Source organism: Streptomyces collinus Tu 365, from assembly GCF_000444875.1.
Lineage (GTDB): Bacteria > Actinomycetota > Actinomycetes > Streptomycetales > Streptomycetaceae > Streptomyces > Streptomyces collinus_A.
Map to the genome: position 1 here is coordinate 1001599 of NC_021985.1, position 23383 is coordinate 1024981.

A 23383-nucleotide genomic window follows, 5' to 3' on the forward strand; every position below is an offset into this window, starting at 1 on the left:
AGGATGATCCGATCGGCCCGGGGCCTCAACCGCGGCGGCGCCGCCTCAGGGCTTTCGCGCCCGCAGGACGGACAGCGCGCGGTCGGCGTGGGTGTTCATCCGCAGCTCGCTGCGGACGACCTCCAGGACGGTGCGGTCCTCGGCGATCACGAAGGTGACCCGCTTGGTCGGGGCGAGCGTGAAGCCCCGCTTGACCCCGAACCGCTCGCGCACCGCGCCGTCCGCGTCGGACAGCAGCGGCATGCCGAGGGTGTGCCGGCCGGCGAACTCCTGCTGCTTGTCCACGCTGTCCCCGCTGATCCCGACCGGGCGGGCGCCGACGGCGGCGAACTCCGCCGCGAGGTCGCGGAAGTGGCAGGCCTCGGCGGTGCATCCCGGTGTCAGTGCGGCGGGGTAGAAGAACAGCACCACCGGGCCCTCGGCCAGCAGCTCGGTGAGCCGCCGGGTGGTGCCGGTCTCGTCCGGCAGGGCGAAGTCCTCGACCTGGTGGCCGACCTCGACGCGTTCGCTCATGACCGTCCCTCCCCGCCGCGGGCGACACCGCGCGCCCACAGCACCAGGGGCACCTGGAGGGGCAGCCGGGCCAGGGCCGCGTTGCGCTGCGGGGCGGGCCGGTGCCGCCAGTCGACGGCCATCTTCACGTTGGCCGGGAAGACGCCGACGAAGAAGGCCGCGGCGGCCTTCGCGGCCACGGGCCGCGTCCTGCGGGCGGCGATGCCGGCCGCCAGCGCCAGTTCCACGGCACCGCTGCCGTACGTCCACGCGCGCGGCGAGCCCGGCAGGGCCTCGGGGATCGTGTGGTCGAACTGGCGGGGAGCGGCGAAGTGGGCGACGCCCGCGGCGGCCAGCAGGCCGGCGAGCAGCAGGGGTGAGCGTTCGGACCGGGGCACGGTTCCTCCTCTGGTGACCTGCCGCCGGATATTACTCGACGGTAAGCCGCCAGGGGCACGTGCCGGGCCGTTCACGGAGACGGCCGGGCTCGGGCACGCCCGGCCATGGAGGGCCAGGTGGGCCGGGTGATGCGTGCCCGGGGACGTCCCCGGTGTCCCGCGGGACGCGGGGACGGCATCCGGGCGGGCCGGCGCGGCAACGCTGGCTGTCGTGATCACCGTTCGTGGTCACGAGAACGACAGCCGGAGGTTTCCATGATCCGACGGACTCTCAAGAGCGGCCTGCTGGCCACGGTGGCGGTGCTCGCGTTCCTGCCCACGGCCGGGGCGGCGCCGGCGAGCGCCGCGACGGCCCCGCGCCCCGCACCCACCACCGCCGCCCAGTACCCCGGGCACCACGTGAAGCAGCGCGCCCGCCTGGCGCACCGCCGCACCTTCCCCGTCCTCGGCCGGGTCGCCACCCGCCGTGCCCGGCTGAACGTCCGCTCCGGACCGGGCACGGTGTACCGGATCGTCGGGCACCGGCACAAGAACCGGCTGGTGACGGTCGCCTGCGAGACGTACGGCACCGGGGTGCGGGGCAACCACCTGTGGTACCGGCTGCCCCACCACGGGGGCTACGTCGCGGCCCGTTACGTCGTCACCCGTCGCGCCGTGCCCTGGTGCTGACGGCGCCGCGACGCCGTAACCCCTGACTGCCGAAGGCCTGTTCGATGACCCCCGAACAGGCCTTCGGCGTACGCACGCGCCTCACCTTCCTCATACCCGCAGGGGGTTGCGGAGCGCGATCTTCCGGGAAGCCATTCCGGCATCAGGGGCGAAAGCGCCCATAGCGGAATGGGAGTAGAGGGACGCGCGATGCGGCATCCCGAAGGATCGGCCACGCCGGACGAGTCGCTCACGGCGAGACTGCGCGAGCTGAAGGACGGCACGGGGCTGAGTCTCGCGGCGCTGGCCGCGCGCACCCCGTACAGCAAGTCGGCCTGGCACCGCTATCTGACGGGCGCCAAGCGGCCGCCGCGGCCCGCGGTGGAGGCGCTCAGCCGGCTGGCCGGCGTCGATCCCGCCCCCGTACTGACACTCTGGGAGACGGCCGAGCCGCCGCCCGCGCCGAGCCCGCCGGACGGGCCGGAACGGCGCCGCCGCCCGCGGTGGCTTCCCCTGTCGGTGCTCGCGCTGCTCGCCTCGGCCGCCGCGGTGGCCGCAGCCGTCACGGTCACGGGCCGCTCCGCCCCCGCCCCGGCCGCGCAGACCCTGGTGACCATGCCCCGCTGCCACGCGCGCTCCTGCCAGGGCCGACTGCCCGACGCCTCGGTGTGCGCCCGGGACGCGCAGACGAGGAGCAGGGTGGCCGACCCCGACTACGACGTCCTGCTCCGCTACTCCCCCGCCTGCGGCACCGCCTGGTCCCAGGTGCGGACGCGCTCGGCGCCGGCCCGGGAGGTCTCGGTACGGGCCGGCCAGGACGTCCTGTCGGCGAGCTACCCGGCGGGCGACACCACCGGCGACACCAGCCCGATGCTCGCCGTCCGCTCTCCCCGGGGTGTCACGGCCTGTGCCGAGGTCGACGGCCAACTGGCCTGCACGGGCCTGGACGCGGACTTCCCGGACGAGGGCTGACCACGGGCGGGGCGCCGACGCGGGCGCTCCGGGAACACGCGTCGCCGGTGGCCGGATGACGGGAGGTGCGCAGAGCCGCGACGCCGATGAGGAACCCGGGACGGCCCGGTACCGGTCAGGCCGCCCGGTACAGCTCCGTGAGGAGTTCGAGCACCGTCCGCCGGACCGGGTGCGGATCGTCCCGCCACCAGGCCAGGCGCACGGCGACGGGTTCGGCGTCGCGCACCGGCCGGTAGACGATGCCGGGCCTCGGGTACTGGTTGGCGGTCGACTCGGCCGTCACGCCGATCCCGCCGCCGGCGGCGATGACGGTGAGCCAGTCGTCCACGTCGTACGTCTCCTCGACGGCCGGCCGCGCCTCGGCGGGCCACAGCTCCGGGGTGGCCGTGCCGGTACGGCGGTCCACCAGCAGGGTGCGGCCGGTGAGGTCGGCGAGCCGGACCGAGCGGCGCCGGGCCAGGGGGTCGTCGGCGGCGAGCGCGCACAGGCGGCGTTCAAGGCCGACGAGGGCGGTGGCGAACCGCCGGTCGTCCAGTGGCCTGCGGACCACAGCGAGGTCGCAGGCGCCCTCGGAGAGGCCGGCGGACGGGGAGTTGACCCGCACCAGGTGCAGGTCGGTGTCCGGGTGCGCGGCCCGCCAGCGGCGCTGGAAGGCCACGGTGTGGCGGCCGAGCGCGGACCAGGCGTAGCCGATCCGCACCCGTTCGTGCCCCGAGCCGGCCTCACGGACCAGCTCGCCGACGTCCGCGAGCACCCGGCGGGCCTGCGCCAGCACCCGCACGCCGGTCGCGGTCGGGGTCACCGAGCGCGAGGTGCGCCGCAGCAGCCGTACCCCCAGGGCATGCTCCAGCGAGGCGAGGGCACGGGAGACGGCGGCCTGGGACACGCCGAGGGCGCCGGCCGCGTCGGTGAAGGTGCCCTCGTCGGCGATGGCCACGAGACAGCGGAGCTGGCGCAGTTCGATCCCGTCGTGCATGCGTCCAGCGTATAGATGACGTCTCGCATGCATTTTGCGCAAGCGTGCCGGGGGCGCACTCTTCGGGTATGCGCGAAGCCCCCGAACGCCCCGCAGCCGCCGTGCCGGTGCCCACGGCCCCCGCTGCTACCGCCACCGCCGCCCTGCGGGCGCGGCGGATGCTCGCGGTGGCCGCGATGCTCGGCAGCGGCCTGTGCAACCAGACCGGCGCGGCCGTCGGGGCGCTGGCCTTCCCGGTGCTCGGGCCGGTGGGCGTGGTGGCGACGCGTCAGTACGTCGCCGCGCTCGCCCTGCTGGCCGTGGGCCGGCCGCGGCTGCGGTCCTTCACCTGGCACCAGTGGTGGCCGGTGCTGCTGCTGGCGGCGGACTTCGGCACGATGAACCTCTCGCTGTACACCGCCGTGGACCGGATCGGCCTCGGGCTCGCGGTGACGCTGGAGTTCCTCGGCCCCCTCGCCGTCGCGCTCGCCGGGTCCCGGCGCCGGCTGGACGCGGGGTGCGCGGTGCTGGCGGCGGCCGGGGTCGTCGTCCTGATGCGCCCGAGACCGTCGGCCGACTACACGGGCATGGCGCTCGGGCTGGTGGCCGCGTGCTGCTGGGCGGCGTACATCCTGCTCAACCGGGTCGTCGGACGGCGCGTGCCCGGGGTGCAGGGCTCCGCCGCGGCCGCGACGCTGTCGGCGCTCGCCTTCCTGCCGGTGGGGGCCGTGGTGGCCGTACGGCATCCCCCGACCGCGGGCGCGGTGCTGTGCGCCGCCGCGGCAGGGGTGCTCTCCTCCGCGGTGCCCTACCTCGCCGACCTGCTCACCCTGCGCCGCGTCCCGGCGCAGACGTTCGGCCTGTTCATGAGCGTCAATCCGGTACTCGCCGCCGTCGTCGGCTGGATCGTGCTGGGCCAGGGCCTGGGCGGACCGGAGTGGACGGTCATCGCAGCGGTCGTGGCCGCGAACGCGCTGAGCATCGCGACGACGCGCGGCTGACGATTCCCTGGCCGGGACGTCACGGACACACCCGGCACCGGAACGCGCCGCACGGCTCGAAGCGCGGCCGGGCTGACGCGGGACGCGTCCGCGCGGGGTGGGCCGAATCGGTGCCATCGGCCGCCGGAGCGCAGACGACGACGGTCCGCGACCGCGGCTCGGCCGCCGGCCGCGGGCACGCGCGACACCCGGATCGGAACCCCGCCGGCGGCCCGGGCGCAGACCCGGCCAAAGCGCGGGCCTCGAACGCGGGCTCCAGAGGCCGGTTCGGGGGGCGGGCCGACGGGACTTGGAATCGGCTTCGACGGCCGGCCCGTCGCCATGCAGGCCCCAGGGCGGCTTCGCAGGCCCGGGCACGGCAGCGGCGACCGGGCGGCCCGGTCGGCCGCCGGAACGCAGACGCCGACGATCCACGACCGCGCATCGGCCGCCCAGCCGCAGGCGCGCGACGAGGACCGGAACGCGACCGGCGGCCCGGGCGCAGACCCGGCCGAGTCGCGGGCCTCGATGCGCCGGGCCGGCGGCCGGGTTCGATACGCGGACCTCGGGATCCGGAATCGGCCTCGACGGCCGGAAGGCGGTCGCGGGCGGCGGTCCGGGCGGAAGGCGGTCGCGGGGCGGCGGTCCGGCCGCCGGACCGCCGCCCCGTTCAGGGGAACCGCCGCCGAAAGGCGCGTGCGGGGGCGGGCGGCGGTCGACACCTTCTGCCGTGACCCCCGTGACGCTGCCGTTCATCCCGCCGATGCTCGCCACCCCCGGCTCGCTGCCGACCGCCGCGCAGGACGAGCGGTGGGCGTACGAGACCAAGCAGGACGGCCAGCGGGTGATGGTGTACCTGCCCGGCGACGGCACCGTGCTGCTGCGCGCCCGCTCCGGGGAGGACATCACCGCCGCCTATCCCGAACTCCGGCCGCTCGGCGGCGCGCTGGGCGGCACCGCCGCAGTGCTGGACGGCGAGGTGCTGGCCCTGGACGCGCGGGGCCGGGCGGACTTCCAGTTGCTGCAGAGCCGGATGGGTCTCGCGCACGCCCCGGCCCGCGCGGCGCGCCGGGCCGCCCAGGTGCCGGTCCACTTGGTGCTGTTCGACGCGCCCTACGTCGCGGAGCCGCTGCTCCGGCTCCCCTACACCCGGCGGCGGGCCCGGCTGGAGGAACTGGGGCTCGCGGGCCCGCACTGGTCCACGCCGGCCGCGGTGACCGGGCACGGCGCCGAGGCGCTGCGCGCCACCCGGGAGCACGGGCTGGAAGGGGTGGTGTGCAAGCGGCTGGACTCGGTGTACGAGCCCGGCGTGCGCTCCCGCGCCTGGATCAAGATCCGCAACATGCGCAGCGAGGACGTGATCGTCGGCGGCTGGCTGCCGGGCAAGGGACGGCTGGCCGGTCTGCCCGGCGCGGTGCTGGTCGGCCAGCGCGCGGGCGGCCGGCTGCGCTACGTCGGCGGCGTGGGCACCGGCTGGAGCACCGCGGAACGGGCCGATCTGGCCGCCCTGCTGGCCGCCGCGGCCACCGGTACCTGCCCCTTCGATCCCGTGCCCAGGATCCCGGAGGCGCGCTGGGTGCTGCCCCGGCTGGTCGGCGAGGTCAGCTACTCCACCCGGACCAGAGACGGGATGCTGCGCCAGCCGTCCTGGCAGCGGCTGCGTCCGGACCTCACCCCGCGGGAGTCGGCGGCGGACCTGCCCGAGGACCCCTGAGGGACGGCCGGTGCGCATGGCCGAACGGGACGGAACGGCCCGTGCGAGGGTCTATCGTGTCCCCCATGTCCGTGCCGGAACTCATTCGCATCGTCTCCCGTGACTCGCCGATGGCCCTCGCACAGGTCGAGCGCGTACGCGCCGAGTTGGCCGTACTGCACCCCGAAGTCCGCACCGAGGTCGTGCCCGTGAAGACGACGGGCGACAAGTGGCTCGGTGATCTCGCCGCGGTGGAGGGCAAGGGGGCGTTCACCAAGGAGGTGGACGCGGCCCTGCTGGCCGGGGAGGCGGACCTCGCGGTGCACTGCGTCAAGGACGTGCCCGCCGACCGGCCGCTGCCCGCGGGGACGGTGTTCGCCGCGTTCCTGGAGCGGGACGACATCCGGGACGCGCTGGTGCACCCGGACGGGCTCACCCTGGACGAACTCCCGGCCGGTACCCGGATCGGCACCTCCGCGGTCCGCCGCATCGCCCAACTGGCCGCCACCCACCCGCACCTGGAGTGCGTGCCGTTCCGCGGCAACGCCAACCGCAGGCTGGCCAAGCTGGCCGCCGGCGAGGCGGACGCGCTGCTGCTCGCGGTGTCGGGACTGGAGCGGATCGGCCGCCGGGACGTGATCAGCGAGGTGCTGTCCCCGGAGACCATGATGCCGCCGATCGGCGCGGGCATCCTCGCCCTGCAGTGCCGGGAGGGCGACAGCGAGCTGATCGACGCGGTGAGCGGCCTCGGCCACCCCGCGACGCACCGGGAGGCCACGGCCGAGCGGATGTTCCTGCACGTGCTCCAGGGGCACTGCAACAGCCCCATCGCCGGGTACGCGCGCGTGGACCGCAGTGGCGAACTGTCCCTGCGGGCCTGTGTGTTCACGCCGGACGGCAAGACCCGGCTGAACGCCCACGAGTGGGCGGGCCGGCTCGACGCGGCGACGCTGGGCACCTCGGTCGCCGTGTCGCTGCTGCGGCAGGGGGCTCGGGAGATCATCGACGGCATCCCGCACTGACCGGGCGCCCGGCCGCCCGGGTCCCGCGCTGACGGGCCCCGGGCGGCCGGAACCCCGGCGGGCGGCCCCACAGCGGCCGGGGCCGGGGCTCAGGCCCCGCCCGGCTCCGTCTGGTCCTTGAGGAAGGCGCTCACCTGGTGGGCCAGACCGCATTGCGCGGTGCTCGCCGGGGCGGCCGTCGCGGTCGTCTCCAGGACGCCGATGGCGCCCGCCCAGAGCCGCCGCTCGGCCCATTCCTCGTCCACCCGCAGCTGCACCTGCACGTCCACGTGGGTCAGGGCGGCCTCCGGGGCCGCCGCGTACACGACGGCGGTGGCCCGGCGCAGCGGATAGACGTCGAAGCCCTCGACGAACTGGGAGTTGCGCCAGTCAATGAAGGCGCCCTCGCCGTCCGGTCCGACCCGGACGTCGATCTGGCCGTCCTCCAGGTGGATGCCGTAGTGCCGCGGACCGCGGTTCTCGACCGTCACCCGGACGCTGAAGTACGTCAGCCCCGCCGCGGCGTCGTCGCGCCCGCGCGGCGGCTCGGCCGCCTCCAGGCGGTGGACGCGGACGCGCAGACCGGCATGCTCGTCGTACTCCTGCCAGTCCCCGACCACGTTCGGCTCGTACACAGTGCCCCTCTCGCCCTTCGAGAGCTGCTGTCTATCTGTGTGCTCAGCGCACTGTCAAATGGGTGGAATGCGCTGTGGCCAGAGGGTTCGCCCGCTTTGATCGTCGATCAAGCGCTGCCCAGGAAGAATCCCGTTCGCGGGCTCCGGGAGCCGGCGCGGGTGCGTGCCGCACATCACGTCCGGCACAAGATCACCGGGCCAGCCGGCCGAGCAGCGAGGAGGCCGCGGTGACGCCGAGGGCGGCGGCCACCGCGAGCACCCCGAAGTCGGCTCCGAGGTGGGCCGGCGTGCCGAGCAGCAGCCCTCGCAGGGCGTCGACCTGGTAGCTGAGCGGGTTGACCCTGCTCACGGCCTGGAGCCAGCCCGGCATGATCGAGACGGGGTAGAGGGCGTTGGAGCCGAAGAACAGCGGCATGGTGATCGCCTGCCCGATGCCCATGAGCCGGTCGCGGCTGAGCACGATGCCCGCGATGGTCATCGACAGGCAGGAGAAGAACGCGGAGGCGAGGACCACCGCGAGGGCGACGCCGAGCAGCCGCAGCGGGTTCCAGGTGAGGGCGACCCCGAGCACGGCGGCGACGAGGACGACGACGACGGCCTGGATCAGCGACTTCACCCCGGCGGCGAACGCCTTGCCGGTGATCAGCGCCGAGCGCGGGGTCGGTGTGACGAGCAGCTTGTTGAGGACGCCGGCGTCCCGCTCCCAGATGATCTGGATGCCGTAGAAGATCGCGATGAACATCGCCGACTGGGCGATGATGCCGGGCGCCAGGTAGTCGATGTAGGGGATGCCGCCGGTGGGGATGGCGCGGATCCGGGTGAAGGTCTCGCCGAAGACCAGCAGCCAGAGCGCGGGCTGGACGGCCCGGGTGTACAGCTCGGTGCGGTCGTGGCGCAGCTTCTGCAGCTCGACGGCGCACATCGCGGCGACCCGGGCGGGCAGCACGCGCCAGCCGGGGCGCGGGGAGGGCGGTCCGAGCAGCGCGGCGGTAGTGCCGGACGGGGTCTCAGCCGACGCGGTGCGCGGTGCGGCGGGTGCTTCGGACATCGCGGAAACCTCCTCCTGACGGGTCCTGCAGACCGCTGCCCGCGACGTCCCGGAAGACGTCCTCCAGGGTGGGCAGGGTGTCGGTGCCGCGGCGTTCGGCGAGTCCGCGCCGTAGTTCGGCCGGGGTGCCCAGGGCGCGGACGCGCCCGCGGTGCATCAGGCCGACCCGGTCGCAGTACTGGTCGGCCTCCTCCATGTAGTGGGTGGTGACCAGGACGCTCATGCCGGTGGCGGCGCGGACGGCGTTGATGTGGTCCCAGACGTCGGTGCGGGCGATCGGGTCGAGGCCGATGGTGGGTTCGTCCAGGATCAGCAGGCGGGGCGCGCTGACCAGGGCCTGGGCGAGTTCGAGGCGGCGGACCATGCCGCCGGAGTAGGTCTTGGCGAGCCGGTCGGCCGCGTCGGTGAGCCCGACGGCGGCGAGGGCCTGGGTGACGCGCTCGGCGCGCTCGCGGCGCCGTACGTCGAAGACCCGGGCGAAGAGGGCGACGTTCTCCCGTCCGGTGAGCCCGCTGTCGGCGGAGAGCTGCTGCGGGACGTAGCCGAGCAGCCGGCGCACCGCCATGCGCTCCCCGGCCGCGTCGCGTCCGAAGACCCGGACCGTGCCGGCCGGGACCGGCAGCAGCGTGGTGACGCAGCGGAGGGCGGTGGTCTTGCCCGCGCCGTTGGGGCCCAGCAGCCCGAACACCTCGCCCTCGCGGACGGTGAGGTCGAGTCCGTCGACCGCGCGGGTGCGGCCGAACGCGTAGGTGAGGCCGGTGCAGGTGACGGCGTCGGCGGCGGGCGGGGCGGGGATGTCGCTCGTCATGTCTCGTCGGCCTCCTCGTGCAGGGTGACGGCCAGTTCGCGCAGGGCGGGGAGGGCGGCGCGCAGTGCCTCCCGGTCGGCCGGGCCGAGCCGGGCCACGTGCCGGCCGACCAGTTCGGCCCGGCGCCTGCGCCAGTCCCCGAGCCGCTTCTCCGCGGCCTCGGTGAGCAGCAGGCGGGCGGCCCGCCGGTCGGCGGGGTCGGTCTCCCGGATCAGGTACCCCTCCCGTACGAGCCGGTTGACCAGGGTCGAGACGGAGTTGCCCGCCAGGTGCAGGGCGCGCGCGGCGTCCGAGACGCGGACACCGGGCCGGCCCTCCACCAGCCGGAGCAGTTCGACCTCGGCGCCGCGCAGCCGCGGCCCGGCCAGACCGCCGCGCAGCCGGCGCCGGACGAGCCGCTGGATCCGGACCAGGGCGTCGGCCAGCTCCTCGGGGAATTCGGCGGGTTCGGTCTCCACTCCTGAAGATTACCTCTGCTTAAGAGCTAACTCCCTTCAAAGGGAGGTCAAGACTCGACTCCGTCTCGTTCTTCGGCGACCGAATTGTTTTGTTATGTCCCAGAACGGGAAACCGCAGGTATGTGCTTCGGACAGGAGGCACATCCGTGGGAGCCGGCTCCGTCCGGGCGCCGCGGTTCTGTTTCCGTCCCGGCGCGTCTCCCGCGGTGTCTGTGATCCAGCACCTGCTGAGAGAGGTGCGCGATGCCTGTCGCTGGCAGCACGAGAACCCACCCCCACGACGACGCCCCCGACACCGGCGAGACCTTCGAGCGGCTCGCCCTGTTGTCCGACGGCCCCGAGCGGCAACTGCTCCGGGACGAACTGGTCCGGCTCTGGCTGCCCATGGCCGAGCGGATCGCCGTACGGTTCCGCGGCCGCGGGGAGTCCCTGGAGGATCTGTACCAGGTGGCCGCGCTCGGCCTGGTGAAGGCCGTCGACCACTACGATCCGGGGCGTGGCCGCGCCTTCGAGGCGTACGCGGTGCCCACCATCACCGGCGAGATCAAACGCCACTTCCGCGACCACATGTGGACCCTCCACGTGCCGCGCCGGGTGCAGGACCTGCGCAACCGGGTCCGCAGCGCGGCCAAGGACCTGGCACAGACGACACCGGGCCGGGGGCCGACGGTCACCGAGATCGCGGCGCACACGCGACTCAGCGAGGACGAGGTGCGCACGGGCATGGAGGCCCTGGAGTGCTTCTCCGCGCTGTCCCTGGACGCCGAGGTCGCCGGGACGGAGGGCTATGTGCTCGGCGACTCGCTCGGGGAGCCGGACCCCGGCTTCGACCTGGTGGTCGACCGCGCGGCGGTCAAGCCGTTCCTCGAGGCGCTGCCGGAACGCGAGCGCACCATCCTCTACCTGCGCTTCTTCGGGGGGATGACCCAGAGCCGGATAGCCGAGCAGCTCGGCATCTCGCAGATGCACGTCTCCCGGCTGCTCAGCGGCTGCTTCGACCGGCTGCGCGAGGAGCTGCTGGCGGAAAGCGGCTGAACCCGCCCCGCCATCCTGTGCCTCCCCTCCTGTGCCTTCCCCCTGCGTCTCATCCCCCCGGCGATTCACTCCCCGTGAGTCGCCGGGGGTGCGTTCGCGCGGGGTGCGCCGAGGCGGGCGGGCCGCAGCCCTCGGCGGCCGCTCCGGCGCCCCGGGCCGGCGGTTGGCCGGGGTCGGAGCCGGGGACCTGCGTGGGCCCGTAGCGGTCCAGGGCGTCCTCGAGGCGGCTGCGGACGTCGGCCGGTATCTCGCCCCTGCGCCCCCAGATGAGGATCAGCTCGGCGATGTTGCGCAGCTTGATGTTCGAGTGCTGGGAGACGTCCCTGAGCACCTCCCAGCCCTCCTGCGGGGTCACCCGGCCGAGGGCGACCATCATCCCGATGGCCTGGTCGACGACGGCGTGGGAGGCCACGGCCTCCCGCAGCTGCGCGACCTCCGCCTGCAGCTCCCCGATCCGGTCAGCGTCGCTCTTCGGCATGCCTCCATCCTGCTCACCCGCCTGGCCGCGCGCCAGTGGGGTACTCGACGAGCACCCGACCCCGTTCCGGTCGGACACTGAAGAGGAACCGGTGGCCGCCCGGCCCCGAGACCAGGACGCGACTGCCATGAACCATGACACCCCTGCCGGCCCCGGACCGAAAACGAAGGACGTCGTCTCGACGCACTCCGTCTTCGGCGCCCCCTGCTGGGTGAGCCTGACCAGCCGTGATCTGGAGGCCACCCAGGACTTCTACTCGGCCCTGCTCGGCTGGCGCTGGCGCGGCGCGAAGCTCGGCGAGCACTTCCGGATAGCGCTGGCCGGCGGGGTACCGGTGGCCGGGATCGCCGCGGTCGCCTCGATGTGGCAGATGGCGGTGGCCTGGACGCCGTACTTCGCGGTGCCCGACGCCGACGTCGCCGTGGCGCGGGCCCGGGAACGCGGGGGCACGGCGGCGGTGGGGCCGCTGTCCTTCCCGCCGGGGCGGGCCGCGCTGCTCGCCGACCGCGACGGGGCCACCTTCGGGATCTGGCAGGGCGAACTCGTCTCCAACTGGGACACGTGGCGCCGGGCCGCCCCGACCTTCATCCGGCTGCACACCCGCAACGCCTTCGACTCCGCGATCTTCTACGGTGAGATCCTCGGCTGGGCCTCCGGCAAGCCGGGCTGCTGCGAGGTCGAGTACGTGGGCGGCGAGGTGGTGCTGCGCAGCGGGGGCGACGTCGTCGCGCGCATCGACTCCGGAGCGGTGGAGGCCGCACCCGACCCCTCCGTACGGCCGCACTGGCAGATCCACTTCAGGGTGGAGGACGTGCCGGGCTGCGCCCGGTCGGCCGAGAAGCACGGCGGCAGCGTCCTGAGCGAGGACGAGACGGAGGCCATCCTGCGGGACCCGGACGGCGCGCAGTTCACGGTCACGTCCCGCACCCTGCGCTGACCCGCCGGGCGGCCCCGGGTCCACCGGGCCGCCTCTCGGACGCCCCGGCACGCCGTCGCCGGACACCCGCGGCGAACGCGGGTGCCCGGCGGCGTCGTGCGGGCCGTGCGGAGGGGCCGCCGGGCGGCGGCCCCTCCGCCTACCGGCCGCCCCGTGACGGCCGGGACAGCACGACCGTGCTGCGGCTCTCCACGCGCAGCCGGGTGCCGGCCTTGCGCTCGCGCTCGTCGGGGACGCCGTCCGGGTCGGCGGTGTCGATCAGGGTCGTCCAGCGCTCGCCGAAGGAGTCGTCGGGCAGCCGGAAGTCGACCGGTTCCCAGTAGCCGTTGAGCAGCAGCAGGAAGGAGTCGTCGATCACCCGCCCGCCGTGGGCGTCCCGTTCGGCGATGGCGTCTCCGTTGAGGAACACCCCGACCGAGTGGGCGTCGCCGCGCTGCCAGTCCCGGTCGGTCATCTCCCGGGCGTCGGGCCGCAGCCACATCAGGTCGGGCAGCGGCTGCTTGGCGTTGGTCACCGTCTCGCCGCGGAAGAAACGGCGCCGGCGCAGCACGGGGTGCCCGGCCCGCAGCCCGATCAGACGGCGGGTGAAGTCGGCGAGGGCGCGCTGCTCGTCCGTCAGTTCCCAGTCGACCCAGGAGATCTCGTTGTCCTGGCAGTAGGCGTTGTTGTTACCGCGCTGGGTGCGCCCGAGTTCGTCGCCGTGACAGAGCATCGGGATGCCCTGGGACAGCAGCAGGGTGGCGAGCAGGTTGCGCTGCTGGCGGGCGCGCAGTTCGAGGACGGCCGGGTCGTCGGTGTCGCCCTCGGCGCCGCAGTTCCAGGACCGGTTGTTGCTCTCGCCGTCCCGGTTGTCCTCGCCGTTGTCCTCGTTGTGCTTGTCGTTGTAGGACACGAGGTCGCGCAGTGTGAACCCGTCGTGAGCGGTCACGAAGTTCACGCTGGCACGCGGCCTCCGCCGGCTGTGCTGGTACAGGTCGGAGGACCCGGTCAGCCGGGAGGCGAACTCGCCGAGGGAGCCCGGTTCGCCCCGCCAGAAGTCCCGTACGGCGTCCCGGTAGCGGCCGTTCCACTCCGACCACAGCGGCGGGAAGTTGCCCACCTGGTAGCCGCCCTCCCCCACGTCCCACGGCTCGGCGATCAGCTTGACGCGGCTGATGACCGGGTCCTGCTGGATGAGGTCGAAGAACGCGGACAGCCGGTCCACCTCGTGGAACTGCCGGGCCAGGGTCGCCGCGAGGTCGAAGCGGAAGCCGTCGACGTGCATCTCGGTGACCCAGTAACGCAGCGAGTCCATGATCAGCTGGAGCACGTACGGGTGCCGCATCAGCAGGCTGTTCCCGGTGCCCGTGGTGTCGTAGTAGTGCCCCCAGTCGCCGTCGACCAGGCGGTAGTAGGAGGCGTTGTCGATGCCGCGGAAGGACAGCGTGGGCCCCCGCTCGTTGCCCTCGGCGGTGTGGTTGTAGACCACGTCGAGGATCACCTCGAGACCCGCCTCGTGCAGCGCCTTCACCATGGCCTTGAACTCGTTGACCTGCTCGCCCCGGCTGCCGCGGGCGGCGTAGCCGTTGTGCGGGGCGAAGAAGCCGATCGTGTTGTAGCCCCAGTAGTTGGCCAGGCCCCGGTCCTGCAGGACGCCGTCCTGGACGAACTGGTGGACCGGCATCAGCTCCACCGCGGTGACCCCGAGCGAGGTCAGGTGCTCGAGGACGGCGGGGTGGGCGAGCCCGGCGTAGGTGCCGCGCAGCCGTTCGGGTACCTCCGGATGGGTGCGGGTCAGACCGCGCACGTGGGCCTCGTAGATGACGGAGTCCGCGTACGCCCGGTCCGGCGGGCGGTCGTCGCCCCAGTCGAAGGACGGGTCGGTGACGACGCCCAGCATCGAGTGCCCGGCGCTGTTGCCCGGTGACGGGCCGTCGGCCGCGCGTTCGTAGAGGGAGGCGTGGTTGTCGATCTGGCCGTCCACGGCCCGCGCGTACGGGTCGAGCAGCAGCTTCGCCGGGTTGCACCGGTGGCCGAGGGACGGCTGCCAGGGGCCGTGCACGCGGTAGCCGTAGCGCTGCCCCGGACCGACCCCGGGCAGGTAGGCGTGCCAGACGAACCCGTCGACCTCGTGCAGCGGGACCTTGGTCTGGGCGCCCCTGTCGTCGACGAGAATCAGCTCGACGCGCTCGGCGACCTCGCTGAACAGGGCGAAGTTGGTGCCCCGCCCGTCGAAGACGGCACCCAGCGGGTAGGGGTGCCCGCTCCACACGGGCACCCCTGTTCGGCGCTTGCGTGCCGTCACCGGGCGCCCTCCAGAGCGTGGGCGGCGTTCGCCGGGGCGGCCAGCGCGACCAGCGGCAGTGCGCGGGGCACCTGCAGCCGCTCGCTCACGTCGGGCGCCGGGGCGGTCGGGACCAGCGGCACACGCTCGCCGGAGCGGGCTCGCTGCGAGAACCAGATGATCTTGCCGCCGGTCGCCGCCGCACAGCAGCCCCAGCCGTCGCTCATGGCGGCGATGTCGGCGAGGCACGCCCGCAGGTCCTGATCGGGGCGCAGATCTCGGTCGTCGCCGCACACGGCGGTGATGAGGTGTTGGCCGTTCCACCACATCTCGATCGACGTGTCCTTGTCCGTGGCGTGTTCGTCGATCGCCCGCAGCAGCAGCTCGGCGCCGCGGCAGACGGGGTCCACGAGGTTGTCCAGGTCCCAGTAGTGGAGGTGGGCGGCCAGGATGCGGCTGACCTGTCCCACCCGTTCCGGGCTGACTTCCACGTCCAGGTGGTAGTAGCGGGGCACTCCGGTCTTCATCGTCGCTTGCTCCTCACCCGCGAAGCTCGCGCTCCCCCGCCCGTCCGGGAGGGATCCCGGACACCGAGCGTGAGCGGTGATCGCTTCTGAGTCACCTCCACACTGAGCCCGCTACGCCATTCGTGCAACACGAGGCTCTCTAACGGCGGGATGGTTGAAGGTCCAACAGGACGTTGCGTGTCCGTACGTGCACCATGAGTGAAAGCCTCGATCGCCGTAACGGTGCCGCGCCCACCCCTGCGCGGCCACCACCCGACCGTCGGGAACGCGCCCAGTCGAGAGCGTGGAAGGTGAAGAGGGTCATGCTGCTACCCGCCAAGGCCGAAGTGGCCAGGCAGTTGCGGCGTTACCGGGCGTGGGAGCGCGTGATGCTCGCCTCGCCCCACGACCGCACGGTCCGGGCCACGTTCGAGGACTCGGGCTACACCTTGTGCGTGCTGATGGGAAAGCGCTGCGCCCGGGAGGCAGCGGACGCGGCTGAGCGATATCTGCGCTCCAGCCTGGCCGGCTACCTGCGCGAGCAGGACGGGCGGCCGCAACCGGGCCGGGCGGCCCGGCGGGCACCACCCCCGGAACGTCGTTCCGCGGCGCCGAGCACCTGACCCGGCACCGCACACGGCGTTCCCCGCGGGACGGCAGCAGCCGAACCGTTTTCTCGGATCGTGAAGCCGGGCCCGGTGCCCGGCTTCGCGCACGGCGGAGGTGAGAACCATGCGCAGGACCCCGGCCATCGGCCGTGTACCGGTACGTGATGTCCGGCCGGCCGTGGAGTGCGGCAGGCGCCCGGCGAAGGCGGTGGCCGGGGAGACGTTCCAGGTCACGGCCACCGTGTTCCGTGAGGGACACGACGTCGTCGGCGCCAACGTGGTCCTGCGGGATCCGGCGGGCCGCCGCGGCCCCTGGACCCCCATGCGCGAGCTGTCGCCCGGCAGCGACCTGTGGGGCGCGGACGTCACCCCGGACGTCACCGGACGCTGGTCCTTCCGCGTCGAGGCATGGAGCCATCCGCTGGCGACCTGGCGGCACACCGCGTCCGTGAAGGTGCCGGCCGGCATCGACACCGGCCTGGTCCTGGAGGAGGGCGCCGAGCTCTACGAGCGCGCCGCCGCCGGTGTGCCCAAGGGCCCGGAGCGGCAGCTCGTCCTGGACGCCGCGCGCGCCCTCGGCGACGACACGCTGACGGTGCACCACCGGCTGAAGGGGGCGTTGTCGCCCGAGGTGGAGGCGGTGCTGGCGCGGTATCCGCTGCGGGAGTTGGTGACCGCCTCGGACGCGATGCCGTTGCTGGTGGAGCGTGAGCGTGCGCTGTTCGGTTCCTGGTACGAGTTCTTCCCGCGTTCGGAGGGTACGGCCGAGGAGCCGCACGGTACGTTCCGCACGGCGGCGAAGCGGCTTCGGGCCATCGCGGAGATGGGTTTCGACGTCGTCTACCTGCCGCCGATCCATCCGATCGGCACCACGTTCCGCAAGGGCCCGAACAACTCGCTGACCGCGGGCCCGGGCGATGTGGGGGTGCCGTGGGCGATCGGTTCGCCCGAGGGCGGCCACGACAGCGTGCACCCGGCGCTGGGCACGCTGGAGGACTTCGACCACTTCGTGGGCGAGGCCGCCCGGCTCGGACTGGAGGTGGCGCTGGACTTCGCGCTGCAGTGCTCGCCGGACCATCCCTGGGTGCACAAGTACCCGGAGTGGTTCCACCACCGGCCCGACGGCACGATCGCCTACGCGGAGAACCCGCCGAAGAAGTACCAGGACATCTACCCCATCGCCTTCGACGCGGACATGGACGGCCTGGTCGCGGAGACGGTGCGGGTGCTGCGACACTGGATGGACCACGGGGTGCGGATCTTCCGGGTCGACAACCCGCACACCAAGCCGGTGGTGTTCTGGGAGCGGGTGATCGGCGAGGTCAACCGCAGGGACCCGGACGTGATCTTCCTGGCGGAGGCGTTCACCCGGCCGGCGATGATGCGCGCGCTGGCCGAGGTCGGCTTCCAGCAGTCGTACACGTACTTCACCTGGCGCAACGACAAGCGGGAGCTGACGGAGTACCTGACCGAGCTGTCGGGTGAGGCGGCGGCCTGGATGCGGCCGAACTTCTTCGTCAACACCCCCGACATCCTGCACGCCTACCTCCAGCACGGCGGCCGGCCCGCCTTCGAGGTCCGCGCCGTCCTCGCCGCCACCCTCTCCCCCACCTGGGGCATCTACAGCGGCTACGAACTCTGTGAGAACACCCCGCTGCGCGAGGGCAGCGAGGAGTACCTCGACTCGGAGAAGTACCAGCTCAAACACCGCGACTGGGAAGCCGCAGCCCGCGAGGGCCGCACCCTCGCCCCCCTCATCACCCGGCTCAACACCGTCCGCCGGGAGCACCCCGCGCTACAGCGCCTGCGGAACCTCCGCTTCCACCGGACCGACAACGAGCAGGTGCTCGCCTACAGCAAGAGCACGGGCCCGGACACGGTCATCGTGGTCGTCAACCTCGACCCGCACCACACCCAGGAGGCCACGGTCTCGTTGGACATGCCGCAACTCGGCCTGGAATGGGACGACACCCTGTCCGCGCACGACGAACTGACAGGGGAGACCTACCACTGGGGCAGGACGAACTACGTGCGCCTCACGCCCGGCCGGACGCCGGCGCACGTGCTCCATGTCGGGCGATCGACGCCACAGATCGGAGGGCCCTCAGCGCCATGACTGTCAACGACCCCGTGCCGGACACCTTCGAGGACACCCCCGTCAAGGACCGGGATCCGGAGTGGTTCAAACGCGCCGTCTTCTACGAGGTCCTGGTCCGCTCCTTCCAGGACAGCGACGGCGACGGCATCGGCGACCTCAAGGGCCTGACCGCCAAACTCGACTACCTGCAGTGGCTCGGCGTCGACTGCCTCTGGCTGCCGCCGTTCTTCAAGTCCCCCCTGCGTGACGGCGGTTACGACGTCTCCGACTACACCGCGGTACTGCCCGAGTTCGGCGACCTCGCCGACTTCGTGGAGTTCGCCGACGCCGCGCACCAGCGCGGCATGCGCGTGATCATCGACTTCGTCATGAACCACACCAGCGACCAGCACCCGTGGTTCCAGGAGTCCCGCACGAACCCCGACGGCCCCTACGGCGATTACTACATGTGGGCCGACGACGACAAGCAGTACGAGGACGCGCGGATCATCTTCGTCGACACGGAGGTCTCCAACTGGACCTTCGACCCGGTCCGCGGCCAGTACTACTTCCACCGCTTCTTCTCGCACCAGCCGGACCTCAACTACGAGAACCCCGCGGTTCAGGAGGAGATCCTCGCCGCGCTGAAGTTCTGGCTGGACCTGGGCATCGACGGGTTCCGCCTCGACGCGGTGCCCTACCTCTACGCGGAGGAGGGCACCAACTGCGAGAACCTGCCCGCGACGCACCAGTTCCTCAAGCGGGTGCGCAAGGAGATCGACGCCCAGTACCCGGACACCGTGCTGCTGGCCGAGGCCAACCAGTGGCCCGAGGACGTCGTCGACTACTTCGGCGACTACTCCTCCGGCGGGGACGAATGCCACATGGCGTTCCACTTCCCGGTCATGCCGCGCATCTTCATGGCCGTGCGCCGCGAGTCCCGCTACCCCGTCTCGGAGATCCTCGCCAAGACCCCGGCGATCCCCTCCAACTGCCAGTGGGGCATCTTCCTGCGCAACCACGACGAGCTGACCCTCGAAATGGTCACCGACGAGGAACGCGACTACATGTGGGCCGAGTACGCGAAGGACCCGCGTATGCGCGCCAACATCGGCATCCGCCGCCGCCTCGCCCCGCTGCTCGACAACGACCGCAACCAGATCGAGCTGTTCACCGCCCTGCTGCTGTCCCTGCCCGGCTCGCCGATCCTCTACTACGGCGACGAGATCGGCATGGGCGACAACATCTGGCTCGGCGACCGCGACGCGGTCCGCACCCCGATGCAGTGGACCCCCGACCGCAACGCCGGCTTCTCCTCCAGCGACCCCGGACGGCTCTTCCTGCCCACGATCATGGACCCCGTCTACGGCTACCAGGTCACGAACGTCGAGGCGTCCATGTCCTCGCCCTCGTCCCTGCTGCACTGGACCCGGCGCATGATCGAGATCCGCAAGCAGAACCCGGCCTTCGGACTGGGCTCGTTCACCGAGCTCCAGTCGTCCAACCCGGCGGTGCTGGCCTTCCTGCGCGAGTACGGCGACGACCTCGTGCTGTGCGTGCACAACTTCTCCCGGTTCGCGCAGCCCACCGAGCTCGATCTGCGGACCTACGACGGACGGCACCCCGTCGAGCTGATCGGCGGGGTCCGCTTCCCCGCCATCGGCGAACTGCCCTACCTGCTGACCCTCGCGGGCCACGGCTTCTACTGGTTCCGGCTCACCCGAGTCGCATCCCGCATCGGCCGCCGCCGCTGACCGCACGGCGCCGAGGAAAGGACGCGTCACCATGCCGAAGACCATCACCGCCCGGCCGGGAACCGCGGCCGGCGTCGACCGGCCGCTGGCCTCGCTGGGCGGGCTGCTGCGCGACTGGCTGCCCGAGCAACGCTGGTTCGCGGGCAAGGACCGGCCCGTCACCGACCTGTCGGTGCTGTCCGTGACCGAGCTGTTCCCGGGGTGTCTGCACCTGCTGGTGCACGCCTCGCACGCGCCGGTGCCCACGCCCGGCGGCACACCGCCGCCCGGCGACTGCTACCAGTTGCTGCTCGGGGTGCGCGAGCGGCTGGCCCCGAGGCTGGAGCGGGCGTACATCGGCCGGGCCGAGGAGGGCCCGCTGGCCGGTCTCGCCGTGTACGACGCCCTGCAGGACCCGCGCTCGGCGCACCTGCTGCTGGAGCGGCTGCGCCGGCCCGGCAGCACCGGTCCGCTGCGCTTCGAGGCGGCCCCGGGCGCCGAGCTGCCCGGCGGGCTGCCGCCGCGGCTGCTGGACGCCGAGCAGTCCAACACGTCGATCGTGTACGGCGACGCCTGCATCCTGAAGGTGTTCCGCCGCATCCAGCCGGGTGTCAACCCCGATCTGGAGGTGCCGGGCGCGCTGGCCGCCCAGGGCTGCGCGCGGGTGCCCGCGCCGGTCGCCTGGTTCAGCACGACCGCTCCGCGGCCGGCCACCCTGGGCGTGCTGCAGCCGTTCCTGCCCGACGCCACCGACGGCTGGACGCTCGCCCTGCGGGCGCTCGGCACCGGTGACGACTTCACCGCCGAGGCCCGGGAGCTGGGCCGGGCCATGGCCGAGGTGCATCTGGCGCTGGCGGAGGCGTTCCCGCCGGCCGGGCCCGGCGAGAACGGGCGTACGGCGGAGGCGATGTGCGCGCGGCTGGACGCGGCCGCGCACGCCGTGCCCGCGCTGCGGCCCTTCGTCCCGGGGCTGCGGGCCGCGTTCGGCGCGCTGGCCACCTGCGACACCGGTCCGCCGGCCCAGCGCATCCACGGCGACCTGCACCTCGGGCAGGTGCTGCGGGCCGGGCGCGACTGGTTCGTGATCGACTTCGAGGGGGAGCCGTCCCGGCCGCTCGCCGAGCGGCGGGCGCCGCAGTCACCGGTGCGTGACGTGGCCGGGATGCTGCGCTCCTTCGACTACGCGGCCCGGCAGCGCCGCCCCTGGCGACCCGAGTGGGCGCGCCGCTGCCGGGAGGCGTTCTGCGCGGGCTACGCGGCCCGCGCGGGGTGGGATCCACGCAAGAAGCACGCGCTGCTGCGCGCGCACGAGACGGACAGGGCGGTGTACGAGGTGCTGTACGAAGCGAGACACCGGCCCGACTGGCTGCCGGTTCCGATGGCCGCGATCGAGCGGCTCGCCGTGTGGGGAGGCTGACGTCATGGCACTGCGCGACACTTCACGTCCCGAGGCCGCCGGACCGGTTGCGCCGGTGGCGGCGCTCGACGACGCCGACCGCGACCGCCTGCTCGGCGGCGCGCACCACGATCCGCACGCCCTGCTGGGCGCCCATCCCGTCCCGGGCGGCACGCTGTTCCGCGCGCTGCGCCCCAACGCCCGCGCGGTGGCCGTCGTGGTCGACGGGGTGTCCGGCGAGCTGGTGTCGGAGGGCGGCGGGATCTTCTCCGCCGTGCTGCCGTACGAGACGATCCCCGCGTACACGCTGCGGGTCACCTACGACGGCGGCACGCAGGAGGTCGAGGACCCCTACCGGTTCCTGCCCGCGCTCGGCGATCTCGACCTGCACCTGATCCGCGAGGGCCGGCACGAGGAGCTGTGGCGGGCACTCGGCGCCGAGCCGATGACCCACCAGGGCGTGGCCGGGACCCGCTTCACCGTGTGGGCGCCGAACGCCCGGGGCGTACGGGTGGCCGGCGACTTCACGTACTGGGACGGCACCCAGTACCCGATGCGCTCGCTCGGCGCGTCCGGTGTGTGGGAGCTGTTCCTGCCGGGCATCGGCGAGGACGCCCGCTACAAGTTCGAGATCACCTCCCGGCACGGCGGCCGGTTCCTGAAGGCTGACCCGATGGCCCGCCGCACGGAGCTGCCGCCGGCGACCGCCTCCGTCGTCACGGCCTCGCGGTACGAGTGGAACGACGCGGAGTGGATGGCGCACCGCGGCGACAGGCCCGTGCACCGGGCGCCGCTGTCCGTGTACGAGGTCCACCTGCCCTCCTGGCGGGGCGGCCTGACCTACCGCGAGCTGGCGGAGGAACTGCCGGCCTACGTCACGGAGATGGGCTTCACCCACGTGGAGCTGATGCCGGTCGCCGAGCATCCCTTCGGCGGTTCCTGGGGCTACCAGGTCACCTCCTACTACGCGCCGACGTCCCGGCTCGGCAGCCCCGACGACTTCCGGTACTTCGTCGACGCCTGCCACCGGGCCGGGATCGGCGTGATCATGGACTGGGTGCCGGCCCACTTCCCCAAGGACGACTGGGCGCTGGGCCGCTTCGACGGGGAGCCGCTGTACGAGCCCGGTGACTCCCGGCGGGCCGAGCACCCGGACTGGGGGACGTACGAGTTCGACTACGGGCGGATCGAGGTGCGCAACTTCCTCGTCGCCAACGCCGTGTACTGGTGCGAGGAGTTCCACATCGACGGCCTGCGGGTGGACGCCGTCGCCTCCATGCTCTACCTCGACTACTCGCGGGACTCCGGGCAGTGGGTGCCGAACGTCTTCGGCGGGCGCGAGGACCTGGACGCCGTCGCCTTCCTGCAGGAGATGAACGCCACCGTCTACCGGCGCTGCCCCGGGGTGGTGACGATCGCGGAGGAGTCCACCGCCTGGGACGGGGTGACCCGGCCGACGGACGGCGGCGGGCTCGGGTTCGGGCTGAAGTGGAACATGGGCTGGATGCACGACTCGCTGGAGTACGTCCAGAAGGAGCCGGTCCACCGCAAGTACCACCACCACGAGATGACCTTCTCGATGGTGTACGCGTACAGCGAGAACTACGTGCTGCCGATCTCCCACGACGAGGTCGTGCACGGCAAGCAGGCGCTGGTGTCGAAGATGCCGGGCGACTGGTGGCAGCGGCGCGCCAACCACCGGGCCTACCTCGGCTTCATGTGGGCCCACCCCGGCAAGCAACTGCTGTTCATGGGCCAGGAGTTCGCGCAGGGCGCCGAGTGGAACGCGGACCACGGGCCCGAATGGTGGCTGCTGGGCGACGACTACGCCTCCGCGGGTGACCACCGGGGCGTGCAGCACCTGGTGCGGGACCTGAACCGCCTGTACCGGGCGACGCCCGCGCTCTGGGAGCGGGACACCGACCCGGGCGGCTTCCGGTGGGTGCTGTGCGACGCGGCGGACGACAACGTCTTCGCGTTCCTGCGCTTCGCCGCCGACGGGTCCCCGCTGCTCGCGGTGTCGAACTTCTCCCCCGTGGTCCGGGAGGACTACCGGCTGTGGGTGCCCGAGGAGGTGCCCGCCTGGCAGGAGGAGCTGAACACGGACGACCTCCGCTACGGCGGCGGCGGTGTCGCCCTCGGCGCGCCGGGTGCGCTCAAACCGGAGGACGGGGCCCTGCGGGTCACGCTGCCCCCGCTGGCGACGGTGTTCCTGACGCCCCTGCGCTGAGGTCCGCAGGTGTCGAAGGCCGCCCCAGGGGC

Annotated in this window: 21 protein-coding genes and 1 pseudogene; 12 read left to right on the forward strand and 10 right to left on the reverse strand. The window is 73.1% G+C overall.

What is annotated here, in order from left to right; genetic code table 11:
- Positions 1-45 precede the first annotated feature (45 nt).
- Positions 46-513: a peroxiredoxin gene (locus B446_RS03975; RefSeq protein ID WP_020938122.1), complete on the reverse strand. Its 468-nt coding sequence runs from the start codon at positions 511-513 to the stop codon at positions 46-48.
- Positions 510-890 carry a hypothetical protein gene (locus tag B446_RS03980; RefSeq protein WP_020938123.1) on the reverse strand — a complete coding sequence of 127 codons (381 nt, stop codon included), beginning with the start codon at positions 888-890 and terminating at the stop codon, positions 510-512. The genes B446_RS03975 and B446_RS03980 overlap by 4 nt, the downstream gene beginning before the upstream one ends.
- Positions 891-1145: 255 nt before the next feature.
- On the opposite strand from B446_RS03980, the gene B446_RS03985 reads away from it, so the two are divergent.
- Entirely contained in the window at positions 1146-1559 is a 414-nt protein-coding gene (locus tag B446_RS03985) for an SH3 domain-containing protein (protein ID WP_020938124.1), read from the forward strand.
- 189 nt (positions 1560-1748) lie between these two features.
- Entirely contained in the window at positions 1749-2510 is a 762-nt protein-coding gene (locus B446_RS03990) for a helix-turn-helix domain-containing protein (protein ID WP_020938125.1), read from the forward strand.
- Positions 2511-2625: 115 nt separating this feature from the next.
- Here B446_RS03990 and B446_RS03995 read toward each other — a convergent pair whose 3' ends face one another.
- A complete protein-coding gene (locus B446_RS03995) occupies positions 2626-3486 on the reverse strand; it encodes a LysR family transcriptional regulator (protein WP_020938126.1) in 861 nt (286 codons plus the stop codon).
- A 167-nt stretch (positions 3487-3653) separates the two neighbouring features.
- Between B446_RS03995 and B446_RS04000 the strand changes: the two genes are divergently transcribed.
- From B446_RS04000 to hemC, 3 genes are all read left to right on the forward strand, one after another.
- A complete protein-coding gene (locus tag B446_RS04000) occupies positions 3654-4466 on the forward strand; it encodes an EamA family transporter (RefSeq protein ID WP_043477535.1) in 813 nt (270 codons plus the stop codon).
- A 718-nt stretch (positions 4467-5184) separates the two neighbouring features.
- Positions 5185-6159 (forward strand): ATP-dependent DNA ligase, encoded by a 975-nt coding sequence (locus B446_RS04005; RefSeq protein ID WP_043474725.1) that lies wholly within the window; start codon positions 5185-5187, stop codon positions 6157-6159.
- Between the two features lie 65 nt (positions 6160-6224).
- A complete protein-coding gene (gene hemC, locus B446_RS04010; protein WP_020938129.1) occupies positions 6225-7160 on the forward strand; it encodes a hydroxymethylbilane synthase in 936 nt (311 codons plus the stop codon).
- An 89-nt stretch (positions 7161-7249) separates the two neighbouring features.
- On the opposite strand, the gene B446_RS04015 is transcribed toward hemC, so the two are convergent.
- The 4 genes from B446_RS04015 to B446_RS04030 form a co-directional block, all read right to left on the reverse strand.
- Positions 7250-7774: a hypothetical protein gene (locus B446_RS04015; protein WP_020938130.1), complete on the reverse strand. Its 525-nt coding sequence runs from the start codon at positions 7772-7774 to the stop codon at positions 7250-7252.
- 190 nt (positions 7775-7964) lie between these two features.
- The gene (locus B446_RS04020; RefSeq protein WP_020938131.1) at positions 7965-8822 is read right to left on the reverse strand and encodes an ABC transporter permease; all 858 of its coding nucleotides are present in this window, start codon (positions 8820-8822) and stop codon (positions 7965-7967) included.
- Positions 8782-9630: an ABC transporter ATP-binding protein gene (locus tag B446_RS04025; RefSeq protein ID WP_020938132.1), complete on the reverse strand. Its 849-nt coding sequence runs from the start codon at positions 9628-9630 to the stop codon at positions 8782-8784. The genes B446_RS04020 and B446_RS04025 overlap by 41 nt, the downstream gene beginning before the upstream one ends.
- On the reverse strand, positions 9627-10088 hold the full coding sequence (locus B446_RS04030; RefSeq protein ID WP_020938133.1) for a MarR family winged helix-turn-helix transcriptional regulator: 462 nt from the start codon (positions 10086-10088) through the stop codon (positions 9627-9629). The genes B446_RS04025 and B446_RS04030 overlap by 4 nt, the downstream gene beginning before the upstream one ends.
- A 243-nt stretch (positions 10089-10331) precedes the next feature.
- On the opposite strand from B446_RS04030, the gene B446_RS04035 reads away from it, so the two are divergent.
- The gene (locus B446_RS04035; protein ID WP_020938134.1) at positions 10332-11123 is read left to right on the forward strand and encodes an RNA polymerase sigma factor SigF; all 792 of its coding nucleotides are present in this window, start codon (positions 10332-10334) and stop codon (positions 11121-11123) included.
- A 169-nt stretch (positions 11124-11292) separates the two neighbouring features.
- On the opposite strand, the pseudogene B446_RS04040 reads toward B446_RS04035, so the two are convergent.
- Positions 11293-11601: pseudogene (locus B446_RS04040) on the reverse strand (ANTAR domain-containing protein); the annotation flags it as partial.
- Positions 11602-11728: 127 nt separating this feature from the next.
- Here B446_RS04040 and B446_RS04045 point away from each other — a divergent pair.
- The gene (locus tag B446_RS04045) at positions 11729-12538 is read left to right on the forward strand and encodes a VOC family protein (RefSeq protein ID WP_020938136.1); all 810 of its coding nucleotides are present in this window, start codon (positions 11729-11731) and stop codon (positions 12536-12538) included.
- A 139-nt stretch (positions 12539-12677) separates the two neighbouring features.
- Here B446_RS04045 and glgX read toward each other — a convergent pair whose 3' ends face one another.
- Together glgX and B446_RS04055 are read right to left on the reverse strand one after the other, a co-directional pair.
- Entirely contained in the window at positions 12678-14822 is a 2145-nt protein-coding gene (gene glgX, locus B446_RS04050; RefSeq protein ID WP_106960534.1) for a glycogen debranching protein GlgX, read from the reverse strand.
- The gene (locus B446_RS04055; RefSeq protein WP_020938138.1) at positions 14819-15328 is read right to left on the reverse strand and encodes a hypothetical protein; all 510 of its coding nucleotides are present in this window, start codon (positions 15326-15328) and stop codon (positions 14819-14821) included. The genes glgX and B446_RS04055 overlap by 4 nt, the downstream gene beginning before the upstream one ends.
- A gap of 302 nt (positions 15329-15630) precedes the next feature.
- Between B446_RS04055 and B446_RS04060 the strand changes: the two genes are divergently transcribed.
- The 5 genes from B446_RS04060 to glgB all read left to right on the forward strand — a co-directional run bounded on the left by B446_RS04060 (position 15631) and on the right by glgB (position 23351).
- A complete protein-coding gene (locus B446_RS04060) occupies positions 15631-15930 on the forward strand; it encodes a DUF5133 domain-containing protein (protein ID WP_020938139.1) in 300 nt (99 codons plus the stop codon).
- 109 nt (positions 15931-16039) lie between these two features.
- Positions 16040-18031 carry an alpha-1,4-glucan--maltose-1-phosphate maltosyltransferase gene (locus B446_RS04065; protein ID WP_020938140.1) on the forward strand — a complete coding sequence of 664 codons (1992 nt, stop codon included), beginning with the start codon at positions 16040-16042 and terminating at the stop codon, positions 18029-18031.
- Positions 18028-19746 carry a maltose alpha-D-glucosyltransferase gene (gene treS / locus B446_RS04070; RefSeq protein ID WP_020938141.1) on the forward strand — a complete coding sequence of 573 codons (1719 nt, stop codon included), beginning with the start codon at positions 18028-18030 and terminating at the stop codon, positions 19744-19746. Before B446_RS04065 ends, treS begins: the two co-directional genes overlap by 4 nt.
- A 31-nt stretch (positions 19747-19777) precedes the next feature.
- Entirely contained in the window at positions 19778-21142 is a 1365-nt protein-coding gene (locus B446_RS04075) for a maltokinase N-terminal cap-like domain-containing protein (protein ID WP_020938142.1), read from the forward strand.
- A 4-nt stretch (positions 21143-21146) separates the two neighbouring features.
- Positions 21147-23351, forward strand: coding sequence for a 1,4-alpha-glucan branching enzyme (gene glgB / locus B446_RS04080; protein WP_020938143.1), 2205 nt, complete (start codon positions 21147-21149; stop codon positions 23349-23351).
- Positions 23352-23383 lie beyond the last annotated feature (32 nt).